The organism is Diaminobutyricimonas sp. LJ205, from assembly GCF_009755725.1.
GTDB lineage: Bacteria > Actinomycetota > Actinomycetes > Actinomycetales > Microbacteriaceae > Ruicaihuangia.
Map to the genome: position 1 here is coordinate 589,049 of NZ_CP046619.1, position 16,636 is coordinate 605,684.

The window sequence follows — 16,636 nt, forward strand, 5'->3', positions numbered from 1 at the left end:
GCCCCATTCCCAGACCACCCATCAAAAGGACTGCTATTCCCATGTCAGCGGATCAGGCGCCCGTCCCTATGGCGCGTCCCCAGACGACGCCGGAGATCCTCACCGGATCCGGCGCCATCTTGAAATCTTTGGAACTGCTCGGCGTCAAGGACGTCTTCGGCCTGCCGGGCGGCGCCATCATGCCGTTCTACGACGAGCTGATGAGCTCGACCGCGATTCGGCACATCCTCGTCCGGCACGAGCAGGGCGCCGGCCACGCGGCCGAGGGCTACGCCTCGTCGACCGGAAAGGTTGGCGTCGCGATCGCCACCTCCGGCCCCGGCGCCACCAACCTGGTCACCGCGATCGCCGACGCCCACATGGACTCGGTGCCGCTGCTGGTGATCACCGGCCAGGTGTTCTCCACCGTGATGGGCACGGACGCGTTCCAGGAGGTCGACATCGTCGGTATCACGATGCCGATCACCAAGCACTCGTTCCTGGTCACCAAGCCCGAGGACGTGCCCGCCACCCTCGCCGCCGCGTACCAGATCGCGACCACAGGCCGCCCCGGCCCGGTGCTCGTCGACGTCACCAAGGACGCGCAGCAGAACAGCGCCCCGTTCATCTGGCCGCCGAAGATCGACCTGCCGGGATACCGTCCGGTGACCAAGGCGCACGGCAAGCAGATCCAGGCCGCCGCGCAGCTGCTGCTCGAGGCCAAGAAGCCGGTGTTCTACGTCGGCGGAGGAGTGATCCGGGCCGAGGCATCCGCTGAACTCCGCACCCTGGTCGAGACCACCGGCGCACCCGTGGTGACCACCCTGATGGCTCGCGGCGCCTTCCCCGACTCGCACGAGCAGCACCTGGGCATGCCCGGCATGCACGGCGCGGTGACTGCGGTGCTCGGCCTGCAGGAGTCTGACCTGATCATCTCGCTCGGAGCCCGGTTCGACGACCGGGTGACCGGCAAGGTCAGCGAGTTCGCACCGAACGCGAAGATCGTGCACGTCGACATCGACCCGGCCGAGATCTCGAAGATCCGCACCGCGGACGTGCCGATCGTCGGCGACGCCAAGGACGTCATCATCGACCTGACGGCGGCGTTCACCCAGATCACCGCGACTGAGAAGCCGGACTACAAGGACTGGTGGAACCGGCTGAACCTGCTGCGCACCCAGTACCCGCTCGGCTACACCCCGACCGACGACGGACTGCTTGCCCCGCAGGCGGTCATCGAACGGATCGGCGCCCTGAGCGGACCGGAAGCGGTGTACGCGGCCGGCGTCGGCCAGCACCAGATGTGGGCGGCGCAGTTCATCAAGTACGAGCGTCCGAACGCCTGGCTGAACTCCGGCGGCGCCGGAACCATGGGCTACGGCGTGCCGGCGGCGATGGGGGCCAAGGTCGCCAACCCTGACCGGGTGGTCTGGGCGATCGACGGTGACGGATGCTTCCAGATGACCAACCAGGAACTGGCAACCTGCACGATCAACAACATCCCGATCAAGGTTGCGGTCATCAACAACTCGTCGCTGGGCATGGTCCGCCAGTGGCAGACCCTGTTCTACGACGGCCGGCACTCGTTCACCGACCTGGACACCGGCGCCGAGACGCGCATGGTCCCGGACTTCGTGAAGCTGGCGGACGCCTACGGTGCCCTCGGCATCCGGGTGACCAAGCCTGAAGAGGTCGACCCGGCGATCAAGCTCGCCCTTGAGACCAACGACCGTCCGGTCGTGATCGACTTCGTCGTGTCGCGCGACGCCATGGTGTGGCCGATGGTGCCGCAGGGCGTCGGCAACTCGTCGGTTCAGTACGCGCGTGACAACGCGCCCGAGTGGGAAGAGGAGTAAACCCATGTCGCACGTCCTCTCCCTGCTGGTCGAGAACCGCCCTGGCCTGCTCACCCGCGTCGCCGGCTTGTTCGCGCGTCGCGGTTTCAATATCGAGTCGCTCGCGGTGGGCACCACCGAGGTGGACGGCCTGTCCCGGATCACCGTCGTCGTCGACGTCGAGGAACTGCCGCTGGAACAGGTCACCAAGCAGCTGAACAAGCTGGTCAACGTGATCAAGATCGTCGAACTCGAGCCTTCCCAGTCGGTGCAGCGTGAGCACCTGCTGGTCAAGGTCAAGGTCGACAACTCGACCCGCTCGCAGGTGCTCGAGGCGGTCACGTTGTTCCGCGCCCGCGTCGTCGACGTAGCCACCGACGCGCTGGTCATCGAGGTGACCGGCGACAGCGGCAAGGTGCAGGCCTTCCTGCGCGTGCTCGAGCCCTACGGCATCCGTGAGCTGGCGCAGTCCGGCTTGCTCGCCATCGGTCGCGGCTCGAAGAGCATCACCGACCGAGTCTTCAAGAACTGATTTTCACCAACGCGATTTTCATCAATACAAGGAGAACCACAACAGTGACTGACATCTTCTACGACAAGGACGCCGACCTGTCGATCATCCAGGGCAAGAAGGTGGCCGTGATCGGCTACGGCTCGCAGGGCCACGCCCACGCGATGAACCTGCGCGACTCCGGAGTCGAGGTCGTCGTCGGCCTCAAGGACGGCTCCAAGTCGCGGGCCAAGGCTGAGGAAGCCGGCTTCAAGGTGCTGAACAACGCGGATGCTGCGGAGTGGGCCGACGTCATCGTCATCCTCGCCCCCGACCAGCACCAGCGTGGCCTGTACGCGGCCGACATCGAGCCGAAGCTGACCGCCGGCAAGGCGCTCATGTTCGCCCACGGATTCAACATCCGCTTCGGCTACATCACGCCGCCCGAGGGCGTTGACGTGTTCATGGTTGCTCCGAAGGGCCCGGGCCACACCGTGCGCCGCGAGTACGAGGCCGGCCGTGGTGTTCCCGTGATCGCTGCCGTCGAGGTCGACGCCACCGGTGGCGCCTGGGACCTGGCCTGGTCGTACGCCAAGGCCATCGGTGGACTGCGTGCCGGCGGCATCCAGACCACCTTCACCGAAGAGACCGAGACCGACCTGTTCGGCGAGCAGGCTGTGCTCTGCGGTGGAACCTCGCAGCTGGTGCAGTACGGCTTCGAGGTGCTCACCGAGGCCGGCTACCAGCCGCAGATCGCCTACTTCGAGGTGCTGCACGAGCTCAAGCTGATCGTCGACCTGATGTGGGAGGGCGGCATCGCGAAGCAGCGCTGGAGCGTCTCCGACACCGCTGAGTACGGCGACTACGTCTCCGGCCCGCGCGTCATCGACCCGCACGTCAAGGAGAACATGAAGGCCGTCCTCGCTGACATCCAGTCGGGCGCATTCGCGAAGCGCTTCATCGAGGACCAGGACGCCGGCGGCAAGGAGTTCATGGAGCTGCGCGCCAAGGGCGAGGCGCACCCGATCGAGGCAACCGGCCGCGAGCTGCGTGCCCTGTTCGCCTGGAAGCAGACCGACTCCGACTACACCGAGGGCACCGCGGCCCGCTAGGTCGCGCCACCCGCTGATTGAGGAGCGCCGCGAGGGACGCGTCTCGAAATCAGTTCAAGGGGCGCATCCGGTTCATCCGGGTGCGCCCCTTTCTGTGTTCCGGCGCTCGCTCCGCTCGCCTGACGAGAGCTTTCCGTCGCCGACTCGCCAGAAAATGCCCATGTAGCGCGGATGCATCGGCATTTTCTGGCGAGTCGGTGGGAATGGTCGGACGAGACACGTGGCCGACTCGCCAAAAGTGGCCCATGTTGGCTCGATGCATGGGCAACTTTCGGCGAGTCAGTCGCATGTCGGGACTCGGGCGGGTCGCGGCCCAATAGTGGAACATCCATCACTATGTTCGCTAGATTTCGTCCATGCTGAATTCGGAGTTCGCCCGGCAGGGCTGCGTCATCCGGCACAGCGACACGGGTGGTGACGGCGTGCCCGTGGTGTTCTCGCACGGAGCGGGTGCCGACCACGTCATGTTCGACGCCCAACGCGACCATTTCGCAGCCCGCGGGTACCGCGTCCTCACCTGGGACATGCGCGGGCACGGGATGTCGCGGCCGGCGGGCGCGGCGTTCACCTCGGAGCAGGCGATCGTCGACCTGCTCGCGCTCATCGAGCACGTCGGACTCGCCCGGCCGGTCCTGGTCGGCCAGTCGCTAGGCGGCAACCTCAGTCAGGCCGTCGTGCGGCGCGAACCCGACCGGTTCCGCGGGCTGGTGGTGATCGGCTCGACCTGGAGCACCGCGCCGCTGTCCGGTGTCGAGCGGATGCTGCTGAAATCAGCCGCAACGATCATGGCTCTGGTCCCGGCGAAGAGGCTGCCGGGGATGATGGCCGACGCATCGGCGCAGACCGCGGTCGTGCGGGCCGACCTGCGACGCGCGTTCGCGCAGTTGACCAAGGCGGAGTTCGTCGAGGTTTGGCGGGCAACGGTGGGGCTGCTCGAGCCGGACCCTGACTACCGGACACCCATTCCGCTCTGCCTGATCCGCGGGGAGCAGGATCGCACGGGCAACATCGCCACGGCAATGCCGAAGTGGGCTACCGCCGAGGGGATCGATGAGATCGTCATCCCAGGTGCCGGTCACGTCGCCAATCAGGACGCCCCGGACGCGGTCAACGCCGCAATCGACGCCTTCCTCAGCGCCCGGGTTACCGTGTGAGCGCGGAGTTGTGGGCTCGGGACGCTTCTCGACGAGCTTCGCCCAAGCACACAGTGATGTTCACCGACACGACACGGCCGGGATAGCGCTTGTTCACAGGGGAGGGCGAGGGTGGCGGCGTGGCCAGGCGCGCGCTCGTACTCGTCCTGGGTGCTGCGGTTGCAGCATCCGTCCTCACCGTTGTCCCGGCGCAGGGGAGTGTGGCCGCGGCGTCACCCTCGGGCCCGGTGCTGATCAACGAGGTCACCAACGACTCAGAGGACGGATTCTTCGAGCTGCGCAACTGGGGAACCGAGCCGGTGGACCTGCGCGGCTGGCACGTGTACCGCTGCACCGAGGAAGGGCTGCGCAAGAACAGCGGCCACCCCGAGATCAGCCTCAGCGGGGTGCTCGCCCCGGGCGAGCTGTACACGGTCGCCCTCGCCGGAGCCGACATCGACCAGCCGCAGGCTCGGCACTCGCCCATGCTCGGCCAGACCGGGTTCGGACTGTTCGTCGAATCCGGCAGGGGTGAGCGTGTCGATTCGATCGGCGTTTACCCGACCCAGCCGTGGCCGACCCGGAGCGAGTGCACGGTCGGCGCGAACCTGCCGTCGACATTGGCCTTCGCCCGCTCCGAAAGCTGGCAGCGGATCGGCGCAACCGGAGACCCGACCGCCGACTTCATCACCGCGCAGGCCACGCCGGGCGCTCAGAACGCCGGCACTCCGGTCGCGGAGCCGCGCGGCGGGATGCTGATCAGCGAGGTCACCCCTGCCGGTCCCGCCGGCAAGGCGGACGATTTCGTCGAGCTGGTCAACGCCGGCAACGAGCCGGTCGACCTGGCCGGCTGGGAGCTCTACCGTTGCACGACACAGGGCCGGCTGAGCAGCGACACCCTGCAGACACGATTGCGCGGGGTGCTGCAGCCGGGGGAGCGGTTCGTCGCCGGCGGACCCGACTTCGATGGGGCGGCGGATGCGCGGTACCCGACCAGCCTCGCCGACGCCGGATTCGGGGTCGCCCTGCATGACGCCACCGGCGCGCTTGTGGACGAGGTCGCGGTCTCCGCCTACGGCGACAGTGCTTGCCAGAGCGGCCACGACAAGCTGCCCGCGATCCTCGATTTCGGAACCGGCGAGTCCTACCAACGAACCGAGCAGGGGTACATCGTCGCCGCGCGCACACCGGGCACGGTGAACGCGACCGAAGACACCGCGCTGTTCCGGCAGCAGCCCGACGCCGACCGTGCGGTGCGGATCAGCGAGGTCGCCACAGACCCTGCCAGCCTGCCGGGCGACCAGCAGAACTTCATCGAACTGCATAACGTCAGCGACCACACCGTGCACCTCGGCGGCTGGCAGATCTACCGGTGTGAGGCCACAGGCATCCGGTCCGCGAAACCGCAGGTCGTCATCTCCGCCGGCACCCGGCTGGCGCCCGGCGACCGGTTCACGGCGGCGCGTGAAGGGACGGCGCTCGCCGCGAAGGCGGATGCCACCTACCCGGTTGCCCTGAACTTCCTCGGCAGCGGAGTGTGGGTCGCCGACTCCCGTGGACGGCTGGTCGACCGGGTCGGTATTTTCCAGCAGAACGAGATGGACGCCCCGATCGAGCCGCCGAGCCCCTGCACGAACGGGCTCTCGGCGAGCACCTTCGCGCCGGATCGGCTGGGCGGCGAGAGCTACCAGCGGGTCGCGGCCACCGGCGACGACGCTGACGACTTCACCGTGGCGCGTGCAACGCCGGGCGCCCGGCTCGCCGCGAGGGCGGCGGCGGAGCCGGCACCCCTCGCGGCGGCACCCACCCGCGCTCGAACCGTGAGCCGCACGACGGGGCCGGCCCCGGCCCGGCTGGATGCCGCCCGCATCATCGACGCGTGGGCCGGAGCATCCGAAGGACGTTTGACCGAGCGGGTGGGCAGCGGCGAGCGATCGCTTTCGGTCGAGACGCTCGCGGCGCAGGACGACGGATACCGGTTCCCCTATCAGCGCTTCGTGCTGGATGCGGCAAGCCTCGGCGATCACCCGCGGGTGGCCTGGACCGGCAGCGTCCCCGGCCGCAGCGAGGCGCAACTCTCGGTCTGGGACTGGCACGCGGACCAGTGGCGGTTGCTGGACAGCCGTTCGAGCAAGGCAGGCGCGAATGACACCGTCACCCTCGAGGGCAGGGTCGAGGCATCCGACATCCTCCGCGGAACGGTGACCGTGCTGGTGCAGAACGGGCCGCGGTTGAGCTCGCCGTTCGCAGGCGGCAGCGACGGCCAGTTCGAGCATCCGGACAGCTATGACTTCGCGGTCTCGCACGTGACGGACACCCAGTACCTCACCGAGACCTACCCCGAGGTGTACGAGGACGTGGTCGGCTGGATCCTCGAGAACCGCGACCGGCGCAAGATCGAGTTCGTCACCCACACCGGCGACCTGGTGCAGAACTGGGTCGACCCGAACCAGGCGGAACCACGCGCGCGCCGGGAGTTCGAGCGGGCATCAGCGATCCAGGCGACCCTCGATGAGGCCGGCGTGCCGAACAGCGTGCTGCCGGGCAACCACGACAACATCCGGGGTGTCGACAACGGCTTGTTCAACGAGTTCTTCGGCCCGGGTCGCTATCAGACGGCCGACTCGTACGGCGAGTCGATCGCCCCGGACGACAACAGTGCCAACTTCAGCACCTTCGAGGCATCCGGCGCCCGGATGCTGATGCTGTCGCTGCCGTACGGCTACGGTGAGCGCGAGTTGGCCTGGGCCCAGCAGGTGGTCGCCGCGCATCCGGAGCACAACGTGATCGTGTCAACGCATGAACACGTCACGCCTAAGGATGCCTCGTCCGCGGCCGGCCGGTCGACCAGTTCGCGGTGGCTGTCGCGCGGCGACCAACTCTGGGACCGGGTGATCGCCCCGAACCGCAATGTCGTGCTGGTGCTCTCCGGGCACTTCCACGGGCTCGGCCAGATCGTCACCGAGAACGCCGGCGGCATCGACGGGCACACCGTGGTCGAGCTGGTCGCCGACTACCAGGAGTTCCGCACGCACGCCGGGGATCGCGGCACCGGCTTCCAACGGTTGCTGCAGGTCGACCTCGGCGCGGGTGAAGTTGCCGTGAACACGTTCTCGCAGCGGCTCGGCGAGACGGCGAGCCACGACTACGACTACACGCAGTTCGTGCCGGATGACGGAAATCCGAACACCCCGTCCAACGGCCGGCCGTGGCGGGTGCTCGCCGAGGGGCTGCAGCACCGGTACACCGCGGTCGACGATGAGTTCGTAGTGCAGGTGGAACTGCAGTACGAGAAGGCCGTGTCGACCATCGGGCTCGAGTTGCGCGGAGACGAAGCCGTCATCGCGGACGGGCGCTGAGCGCTGGGAATATCAGCTCAGCGGAAGACCGTCTCCAGCACCGGCTCGCCGCGGCTGAGGCGGAACGCCTCCTGCGGCAGTTCGGCCACCGCGGCCGCACGGTGCTCACGGGCCAGGGCGGTGCCGCTGACGCCGCGGTACCGGTCCTCGATGGCGCCATCGGTGATCAGCGGGACCTGCAGCAGCCGGCCGGTGCCCTGCGGGGGAGTGGCCTCCACATACACGGTCTCCTCGGTCGCGACGCCGTCCTCCAGCGTGCGCACCGCATCCTTGCGGCCGGCGATCGACACCTTGTCGAGCGACTTCTTCGCGACCGGGATCCAGGCACCGTCGTCGTCGACGTGGGCGACCAGCTTGTAGACCATCCCCATCGCAGGCGCACCGGAACCGGTGACCACCTGTGTGCCGACACCGTAGGCATCGACGGGCGAGCCGATCAGCGCGGCGATGGTGTGCTCGTCGAGGTCGTTGGTGACCGTGATCCTGGTGTTCACCGCGCCGAGCGAGTCGAGCTGTTTGCGCACATCGCGGACGACGACCGGCAGGTCGCCGGAGTCGATGCGCACCGCGCCCAGCTCGGTGCCGGCGACCCTGACCGCGGTCTCGATCGCCTTCGAGATGTCATAGGTGTCGACCAGCAGGGTGGTGCCGACGCCCATCGCGGCGACCTGGGCCCGGAACGCCTCTTCCTCGCTGTCGTGCAGCAGGGTGAACGAGTGCGCGGCGGTGCCCATCGTCGGCACTCCCCACGACCGGCCGGCTTCCAGGTTGCTGGTTGCCGAGAAGCCTGCGATGTAGGCCGCGCGGGCCGCGGCGACGGCGCTGTACGGGCCAACCCGGCGGGCGCCCATCTCGGCGAGCGGTCGACCCTCGGCCGCGGAAACCATCCGCGACGCGGCGGTGGCCACCGCAGTGTCGTAGTTGAGCACGCTCAACACCAGGGTCTCCAGCAGCACCGCCTCGGCGAAGGTGCCCTCGATCTCGAGCACGGGCGACCCCGGGAAGTACACCTCACCCTCGCGGTAACCGCGGATGCTGCCGCTGAAGCGGTACGACTCGAGGTAATCGAGCGTCTCGGTGTTCACCACGTCGTTGGCGCGCAGCCAGCTGAGCTCGGCATCCGTGAACCGGAACTGTTCGATCAGATCGAGCAGCCGTCCGGTGCCGGCGAGCACTCCGTAGCGGCGGGCGCCGGGCAGTCGCCGGCCGAACACCTCGAATACGCTCCTGCGGTTGTAGCGGCCGCTCGCGATCGCTGCCTCCACCATCGTCAGCTCGTAGCGGTCGGTCAGCAGGGCTGTGCTCATGCGAAAAGCCTATCTGCGGCCACAGGTAGGCTTGGATGCCGTGACCGACGCACCAATTGGAGTCTTCGACAGCGGAGTGGGCGGACTCACCGTGGCGCGCTCGATCATCGATCAGCTGCCGAACGAACGCATCCTCTACGTCGGCGACACCGCGCACTCGCCGTACGGGCCCAAGCCGATCGCCGAGGTCCGCGAGTACGCCCTTGCCGTGCTCGATGACATGGTGACGGCCGGCGTCAAGACCTTGGTCATCGCCTGCAACACCGCGTCGGCGGCGATGTTCCGCGACGCCCGCGAACGGTTCACCGAGGGGCACGGCATCCCGGTGATCGAGGTGATCCAGCCCGCCGTGCGCGCCGCGGTGCGCAAGACCCGGAACAAGCGGATCGGCGTGATCGGCACCGAAGGCACGATCAAGTCCCGGGCGTACGAGGACGCGTTCATCGCCGACCCCGACCTGGAGGTATTCACCCAAGCCTGCCCGCGATTCGTCGAGTTCGTCGAGGCGGGGATCACCAGCGGTGAAGAACTGTTCGCGGTTGCGGAGGAGTACCTGCACCCGTTGAAGGAAGCGGATGTCGACACCCTGGTGCTCGGCTGCACCCACTATCCGCTGATGTCGGCGGCCATCCAGTACGTGATGGGCCGCAAGGTGACCCTCGTCTCCAGCGCCGAGGAGACCTCGTACGACGTGTATCGCTCCCTGCTCAAGCACAACCTGCTTCGCACCGACGCCGTGGCGCCTGCGCACCTGTTCGAGGCGACGGGTGCGAACAAGAGCGAGTTCCTGCAGCTTGCGGCGCGCTTCCTCGGCCCCGAGGTGACCCGCGTAGAGACCTTCGAAACCGGGACCATCCCGGTGCCAACTGTGCCAACCGACCGCATTGACGAAAGAGTGAACGAATGACCCGCAAAGACGGCCGCGAGGCGAACCAGCTGCGCCCGATCACGATCGAACGAGGCTGGAGCAAGCAGGCAGAAGGCAGCGCGCTGATCTCCTTCGGCGACACCAAGGTGCTCTGCACGGCCTCGTTCACCAACGGCGTGCCGCGCTGGCTCTCCGGCAAGGGCAAGGGCTGGGTCACCGCCGAGTACGCGATGCTCCCGCGCTCCACGAACGACCGCATGGACCGTGAGGCCGTCAAGGGCCGCATCGGCGGCCGCACCCACGAGATCTCCCGCCTGATCGGCCGTTCGCTGCGCGCCATCATCGACACCAAGGCGCTCGGCGAGAACACCATCGTCATCGACTGCGACGTGCTGCAGGCCGACGGCGGCACCCGGACCGCCGCGATCACCGGCGCCTACGTCGCCCTGGTCGACGCGATCGAGTGGGCCCGTGAGCAGAAGTTCATCGGCCAGAAGGCCACCCCGCTGATTGACTCGGTTGCCGCGGTCAGCGTCGGCATCATCGACGGCACGCCGATGCTCGACCTCGCCTACGTCGAGGACGTCCGCGCCGAGACCGACATGAACGTGGTCGTCACCGGTCGCGGACTGTTCGTCGAGGTGCAGGGCACCGCCGAGGGTGCTCCGTTCGACCGCAACGAGCTGAACGCGCTGCTCGACCTCGGTGTCGCAGGCACGACCGAGCTGACCAAGCTGCAGCTGGGAGCGCTCGCCCGATGAAGATCGTGCTCGCCACCCACAACGCCCACAAGGTCGAGGAACTGCGCCGCATCCTCGGTCCCGCCCTCGGCGAGCACGACCTGATCGGCTACGACGGACCGGAACCAGTCGAGGATGGCGCGACCTTCGAAGAGAACGCGCTGATCAAGGCGCGTGCGGCGGCCGCGCACACCGGGCTGCCCGCGCTCGCCGATGACAGCGGCATCTCGGTCGCGGCCCTCGACGGCGAGCCCGGCATCCACTCCGCCCGTTACGCCGGTACCCGCAACGACGGGGACAACAACGCGCTGCTGCTGAAGAATCTGGCGGATGTCTCGGACCGTTCCGCCGCATTCGAGTGCGCCGCAGCCTTCGTCGACGGGACGTTCGAGCACGTCGAGCTGGGTGTCTGGCCCGGGAACGTGCTGCAAGAGGCATCCGGAGCTCACGGATTCGGCTACGACCCGATCTTCCAGCCGGAGGGGCACGACGTCTCGTCGGCCGAGCTCACCCCGGACGAGAAGAACGCGATCAGCCACCGGGCGCGGGCCTTCGCGGCGATCATGCCGGTGGTGCGCGAGCGGCTCGGGTGACTCCCGCCGGGCTAGCCTGATGGGGTGAGCCACGACCACCACTCCACCGCGAATCGACGCCGACTGGGCATCGCCCTGGCGATCGTCGTGGTGTTCCTCGTGGTCGAGGTGGCTGGCGCCTGGCTGACCGGATCGCTCGCGCTGCTCGGCGATGCCGGGCATATGTTCTCGGACGCGATCGGGCTGGTCGTCGCCCTGATCGCCACCGCCGTCGCCGCCCGGCCGGCGAACGATCGGCAGACTTACGGCTTCCAGCGGGCTGAGGTGTTCGGGGCGCTGATCAACGGTGTCATCCTCGCCGTGGTGGCGGTGTTCGTGGCCGTCGAGGGCGTGCGGCGACTGCTCGAGCCGGGCGAGGTGCAGGTGCTCGCCGGTCCCATGCTCGTGGTGGCAGCGATCGGCCTGCTGGCGAACGTGGCCGCGCTGCTCGTGCTGCGCGACCGTCGCGAGTCGTCGATCAACATGCGCGGCGCCTACCTCGAGGTGCTCGGCGACCTGGTCGGCTCGGTCGCGGCAATCCTCGCCGCGCTGGTGATCCTGCTCACCGGCCTCCAGCAGGCCGACCCGATCGCCTCGCTCGTGATCGCCGCGCTGATCCTGCCGCGCGCGTTCCTGCTGCTGCGTGACGTCGTGCACGTGCTGAGCGAGTCGACGCCGGCTGGGATGAGCGTCACCGAGATCCGCGAACATCTGCTCGGGGCATCCGGAGTCGTCGATGTGCACGACGTGCACGTGTGGGCGATCACCTCGGGATCGCCGGTGTTCTCGGCGCACGTGGTCGTCGAGACCGAGGTGTTCCGGAGTGGACGCACCGGGGTCGTCCTCGATCAGCTCGGTGCGTGCCTGGCCGACCACTTCGATGTGGCGCACTCGACCTTCCAGCTCGAACCGGCAGAACACGCCGAGCACGAGGAACCGCGACACCCGTAACCGCGGCGCCCTCAACCTCGCCACCCTTCTCACCGCGTCAACCGTCGCAAATGCGGGGTATAACCGGGCCATTCCGCGTGTTCGCGGCGGTTCGCGGGCAGTAACGGGCGGGATGGGTCGACAGCGTGGGCCCGAGCCGCCTAAGATTTCGGTATGCCGAAAACTCGAGGGCGAGCCTTCCGAAACCTTGCCGCGGCGGTTGCCGCGACCGGGCTGCTGGCCGCCTGTGCGGGCCCGAGCGCGAACGGCAGCGAGACCGCCGGAGCCGACGGCGGCAAGCCGCTGGTTCTCACCACCTTCACCGTGATCGCCGACATGGTTGCCGAAGTCGGCGGCGACGCCATCCAGGTCGACTCGATCACCAAGGTCGGCGCCGAGATCCACGGCTACGAGCCCACCCCGTCCGACCTGCGCTCCGCGGCATCCGCTGACCTGATCCTCGACAACGGCCTCGGCCTCGAACGCTGGTTCGAGGACTTCGTCGGCACCCTCGATGTGCCGCACGTCGTGCTCAGCGAAGGCATCGAGCCGATCAACATCTCCACCGGCGACTACGAGGGCCTGCCCAACCCGCACGCCTGGATGTCGCCGCTCGCCGGGCAGGCCTACGTCGACAACATCGTCACCGCGCTCAGCGACCTGGTGCCTGATGCCGCCTCCGAGTTCCGCGCGAACGGCGACGCCTACCAGGCCGAGCTGCAGGCGCTGGCCGACGAGCTGCGCGCAGTGGTCGCTTCCCTGCCCGCAGATCACCGGATGTTGGTCACCTGCGAGGGCGCGTTCAGCTACCTCGCTCGCGACATCGGCCTGGACGAGGCCTACCTGTGGCCGGTGAACAGTGACACCCAGGGCACACCGCAACAGATCCGCTCGGCGATCGAGGTCGTGCGGGAGCGCAAGGTGCCGGCGGTGTTCTGCGAGACCACCGTGAACAACTCCTCGCAGCAGCAGGTCGCCCGCGAATCCGGCGCCGAGTTCGCCGGCAACCTGTACGTCGACTCGCTGAGCGAGTCCGGCGGGCCGGTGCCGAGCTACCTCGATCTGCTCCGCTACGACGTGAACCTGATCGCGGAGGGGCTCCGTGGTTGACGAGAGGGTGGCCAGCGGCGACATGCCCAGCACCAAACCGGCCAGCGTGATCGAAGTCCAGAACCTCGCGGTGCGCTACGGCACCGTGCAGGCGCTCGCCGATGTGCACCTCGAGCTCGATGCCGGTCGCATCACCGGTCTGCTCGGCATGAACGGCTCCGGCAAGAGCTCGCTGTTCGGCGCGCTGATGGGCACCGTCAAGCCCACCACCGGGCGGATCCGGCTGTTCGGCGACAACCCGGCCAAGGCCCGCGCCAAAGGATTGGTCTCGTACATGCCGCAATCCGAGAACGTCGACTGGGACTTCCCGCTCTCGGTTCGGGATGTCGTGATGACCGGCCGCTACGGCCGGCTCGGCATTACCCGACGCCCGCACGCGATCGACAAGCAGGCCGTCGCCGACGCCCTCGACCGGGTCGGTCTCGCCGACCTCGCCAACCGGCAGATCGGCGAACTGAGTGGCGGGCAGCGCAAGCGCGTGTTCGTCGCCCGCGCGATCGCGCAGGAGGCCCAGCTGCTGCTGCTCGACGAACCGTTCGCCGGGGTGGACAAGGCCTCCGAGGCGACCGTCAGCGAACTGCTTCGCGAGCTGCGCGACGAGGGCCGCGGCATCCTGATCTCCACGCATGACCTGGCCGGGGTTCCGAATCTCGTCGACGACGTTGTGCTGCTGAAGAACCGGGTGCTCTTCCACGGCCCGCCCGAGGAGGCCCTCAACGCCGACAACCTCGGCCGCGTGTTCGGACTGGAGCCGGCCGCATGATCGACTGGATCCTCGCCCCGTTGCAGTTCGAGTTCATGACCAGGGCGATCCTGGTCACCCTGATCGCCGCGGTCACCTGCGCCATCCTCAGCTGCTGGCTGGTGCAGATCGGCTGGTCGCTGATGGGCGACGCCGTCTCGCATGCCGTGCTGCCCGGGGTCGCCATCAGCTACATCCTCGGCTGGCCGTTCGCAGTCGGTGCCTTCATCTTCGGCGCCGGCGCGGTCGCCCTGATCGGCGGAGTGCGCGCGACAACGAAGATCAAATCGGATGCCGCCATCGGCGTCGTCTTCACGGCACTGTTCGCGCTCGGCCTGGTGATCATCTCGAAGACTCCCAGCCAGACCGACCTCGGCCACATCCTCTTCGGCAACGTGCTCGGCGTCAGCGACGCGGACATCTGGCAGGTTGTCGTGATCGGGACGATCGCCTGCGCCGTGCTGCTGGTGAAACGCCGCGACCTCACCCTGTACGCCTTCGACCGCGGCCACGCCAATGCGATCGGCATCAACACCCGCTGGTTGTCGATCCTGCTGCTCGGACTGCTGGCGCTCACGGTGGTCGTGGCACTGCAGGCGGTGGGCATCATCCTCGTCGTGGCCATGCTGATCACCCCCGGCGTGACCGCCTATCTGCTGACCAAACGATTCGACCGGATGCTGCTCTACAGCGTCGTCGTCACCGTGATCGCCGCGCTGGTCGGCCTGTACACCAGCTACTACCTCGATGCCTCGACCGGCGGTGCGGTGGTGCTCGCGCAGTCCGCGGCATTCGCTCTGGCCTACCTGTTCGGCCCGCGCGGGGGAGTCCTGGTGAACTGGGCCCGCGCCCGACGGGAGGTGCCGGCATGATCGCGGCGACGACATCCGTGGTCGTCGAAGACTACGTGAAGACCATCTACGCCCACACCGAGTGGCAGTCCGAACCGATCACCCCGTCGGTGCTGGCCGCGAGGCTCGGGCTGGCGGCGTCCTCCGTCACCGAAATGGTGAAGAAGCTGTCCGCGCAGGGGCTGGTCAGCCACGAGAAGTACGGCGCGATCACCCTGACCGACGCGGGCCGGGCGCTAGCGCTCGGCATGGTGCGCAAGCACCGCCTGGTCGAGACCTGGCTGGTGCGCGAGTTCGGCTACCGCTGGGACGAGGTGCACGACGAAGCCGAAGTGCTCGAACACGCGCTGAGTGACCGGCTGCTCGAGCGCATCGACGAGAAACTCGGCTACCCGGATGCCGATCCGCACGGCGATCCGATCCCGCGTGACGGCGACGTGGTGGTGCCGCACGCGGTGGTGCTCGACGCCGTCGAGGCCGGGTCAGTTGTACGGGTGGTCCGGGTCAGTGACCGGGACCCGCGGTTGCTCCGGCACCTGCATGCGGAGGGCATCGTCGTCGGCGCGCAGCTCAACGTCGTCGGCCACGCGCCCTTCGGCGGAGCGTTCACGGTGCGGGTCGGCGACACCGACCACGACCTCGGTGCGCAGGCGCGCGAGTCGATCTGGGTCGCTGACTAGCTGAGCGCGTCGGCTGGCCGGGGTGGCTGCCTAGCGCGGGTCGTTCTTCGGGTCCTGGTCGAAGTACGCCGGGTCGAGAACGATGTCCTCGTCGGTCAGCGGCTCGGGGCTGTCGCGCAGCGCCTTCTTCGCCTTCCTGGCCGACTGCACGTAGTGGTAGATCGTCGGGATCAGGGTCAGCACGACCGCGCCGATCAGGATCACGTCGATGTAGCCGCGCACGAAGTCGGCCACCGGCGGGATGTAGCCGAGCAGGTATCCGAACAAGGTGAGCCCGGCGCCCCAGATCATCGCGCCGACGAAGTTGTACAGGGTGTACTTCTTGTAGTTCATATGGCCAACGCCAGCGGCGACCGGCACGAACGTGCGCAGGATCGGCACGAACCGGGCGAGGATCACCGACAGTCCGCCGAAGCGGTGGAAGAACGCGTTGGTGCGCACCACGTTCTCGCGACTGAACAGGCCGCTCTCTTTGCGTTCGAACACCTTCGGCCCGAACTTATGGCCTATCAAATAGCCGACCTCACCGCCGAGGAACGCCGCGAAACCGATCGCCAGGCACACCCACCAGATGTCCATCCCGAGCCCGGGGTGGAACGCGAACAGTCCGGTGATGATCAGCAGCGTGTCGCCCGGCAGCAGGAACCCGACCAGCAGCCCCGTCTCAGCGAACACGATCAGGCAGACGCCGATCACCGCGAACGCGCCGAAGCCGGTGATCAGGGTCTCCGGATCGAGCCACGGGAACAGAGCGGCAGGAACCATGCAGGAAACTCCAGACGATGAAGGGGAGTGACGGATGCCCAAACGAGAGCCTTTCGTCAGCGTACTAGTCGCGGCACCCCATTCGCGTAGGGGTATCCCCCCATTTCGTCCCGTCTCGCGGGTCGAGCGCGCTCCGCGAAACGAGCCCCTCCCGCTGGTCGAG

15 protein-coding genes are annotated in these 16,636 nt (G+C 68.0%); 13 read left to right on the forward strand and 2 right to left on the reverse strand.

Translation table 11 applies throughout. From position 1 onward, the window contains the following. Positions 1-41 precede the first annotated feature (41 nt). From GO591_RS02825 to GO591_RS02845, 5 genes are all read left to right on the forward strand, one after another. Positions 42-1,835, forward strand: coding sequence for an acetolactate synthase large subunit (locus GO591_RS02825; protein WP_157155420.1), 1,794 nt, complete (start codon positions 42-44; stop codon positions 1,833-1,835). Positions 1,836-1,839: 4 nt separating this feature from the next. After that, entirely contained in the window at positions 1,840-2,346 is a 507-nt protein-coding gene (gene ilvN / locus GO591_RS02830; RefSeq protein WP_157155421.1) for an acetolactate synthase small subunit, read from the forward strand. 44 nt (positions 2,347-2,390) lie between these two features. Next, complete coding sequence (gene ilvC / locus GO591_RS02835) at positions 2,391-3,416, forward strand: ketol-acid reductoisomerase (RefSeq protein WP_157155422.1); 1,026 nt, start codon at positions 2,391-2,393, stop codon at positions 3,414-3,416. Between the two features lie 356 nt (positions 3,417-3,772). Further along, positions 3,773-4,570, forward strand: coding sequence for an alpha/beta fold hydrolase (locus GO591_RS02840; RefSeq protein ID WP_157155423.1), 798 nt, complete (start codon positions 3,773-3,775; stop codon positions 4,568-4,570). Positions 4,571-4,689: 119 nt separating this feature from the next. Beyond that, positions 4,690-7,908, forward strand: a complete 3,219-nt coding sequence (locus GO591_RS02845; RefSeq protein WP_157155424.1) for a lamin tail domain-containing metallophosphoesterase family protein — start codon at positions 4,690-4,692, stop codon at positions 7,906-7,908. 17 nt (positions 7,909-7,925) lie between these two features. Here the strand turns inward: GO591_RS02845 and GO591_RS02850 are convergent, their stop codons facing one another. Further along, positions 7,926-9,215: a nicotinate phosphoribosyltransferase gene (locus tag GO591_RS02850; protein WP_157155425.1), complete on the reverse strand. Its 1,290-nt coding sequence runs from the start codon at positions 9,213-9,215 to the stop codon at positions 7,926-7,928. Between the two features lie 40 nt (positions 9,216-9,255). Here GO591_RS02850 and murI point away from each other — a divergent pair, with 40 nt between their 5' ends. The 8 genes from murI (at position 9,256) to GO591_RS02890 (ending at position 15,708) form a co-directional block, all read left to right on the forward strand. Beyond that, complete coding sequence (gene murI / locus GO591_RS02855; protein WP_232466252.1) at positions 9,256-10,122, forward strand: glutamate racemase; 867 nt, start codon at positions 9,256-9,258, stop codon at positions 10,120-10,122. Further along, the gene (rph, locus tag GO591_RS02860) at positions 10,119-10,844 is read left to right on the forward strand and encodes a ribonuclease PH (RefSeq protein WP_157155427.1); all 726 of its coding nucleotides are present in this window, start codon (positions 10,119-10,121) and stop codon (positions 10,842-10,844) included. Before murI ends, rph begins: the two co-directional genes overlap by 4 nt. Further along, complete coding sequence (gene rdgB / locus GO591_RS02865; RefSeq protein ID WP_157155428.1) at positions 10,841-11,416, forward strand: RdgB/HAM1 family non-canonical purine NTP pyrophosphatase; 576 nt, start codon at positions 10,841-10,843, stop codon at positions 11,414-11,416. Before rph ends, rdgB begins: the two co-directional genes overlap by 4 nt. Before the next feature lie 24 nt (positions 11,417-11,440). Next, positions 11,441-12,346, forward strand: a complete 906-nt coding sequence (locus GO591_RS02870) for a cation diffusion facilitator family transporter (protein WP_157155429.1) — start codon at positions 11,441-11,443, stop codon at positions 12,344-12,346. Positions 12,347-12,499: 153 nt separating this feature from the next. Continuing rightward, on the forward strand, positions 12,500-13,435 hold the full coding sequence (locus GO591_RS02875; protein ID WP_157155430.1) for a metal ABC transporter substrate-binding protein: 936 nt from the start codon (positions 12,500-12,502) through the stop codon (positions 13,433-13,435). Between the two features lie 22 nt (positions 13,436-13,457). Beyond that, positions 13,458-14,198, forward strand: coding sequence for a metal ABC transporter ATP-binding protein (locus GO591_RS02880; protein WP_157157741.1), 741 nt, complete (start codon positions 13,458-13,460; stop codon positions 14,196-14,198). Further along, positions 14,195-15,049, forward strand: a complete 855-nt coding sequence (locus GO591_RS02885; RefSeq protein ID WP_157155431.1) for a metal ABC transporter permease — start codon at positions 14,195-14,197, stop codon at positions 15,047-15,049. The genes GO591_RS02880 and GO591_RS02885 overlap by 4 nt, the downstream gene beginning before the upstream one ends. Next, positions 15,046-15,708: a metal-dependent transcriptional regulator gene (locus GO591_RS02890; protein ID WP_157155432.1), complete on the forward strand. Its 663-nt coding sequence runs from the start codon at positions 15,046-15,048 to the stop codon at positions 15,706-15,708. Before GO591_RS02885 ends, GO591_RS02890 begins: the two co-directional genes overlap by 4 nt. A 30-nt stretch (positions 15,709-15,738) precedes the next feature. Here GO591_RS02890 and GO591_RS02895 read toward each other — a convergent pair whose 3' ends face one another. Beyond that, positions 15,739-16,473 (reverse strand): DedA family protein, encoded by a 735-nt coding sequence (locus tag GO591_RS02895; RefSeq protein ID WP_157155433.1) that lies wholly within the window; start codon positions 16,471-16,473, stop codon positions 15,739-15,741. Positions 16,474-16,636: the final 163 nt, after the last annotated feature.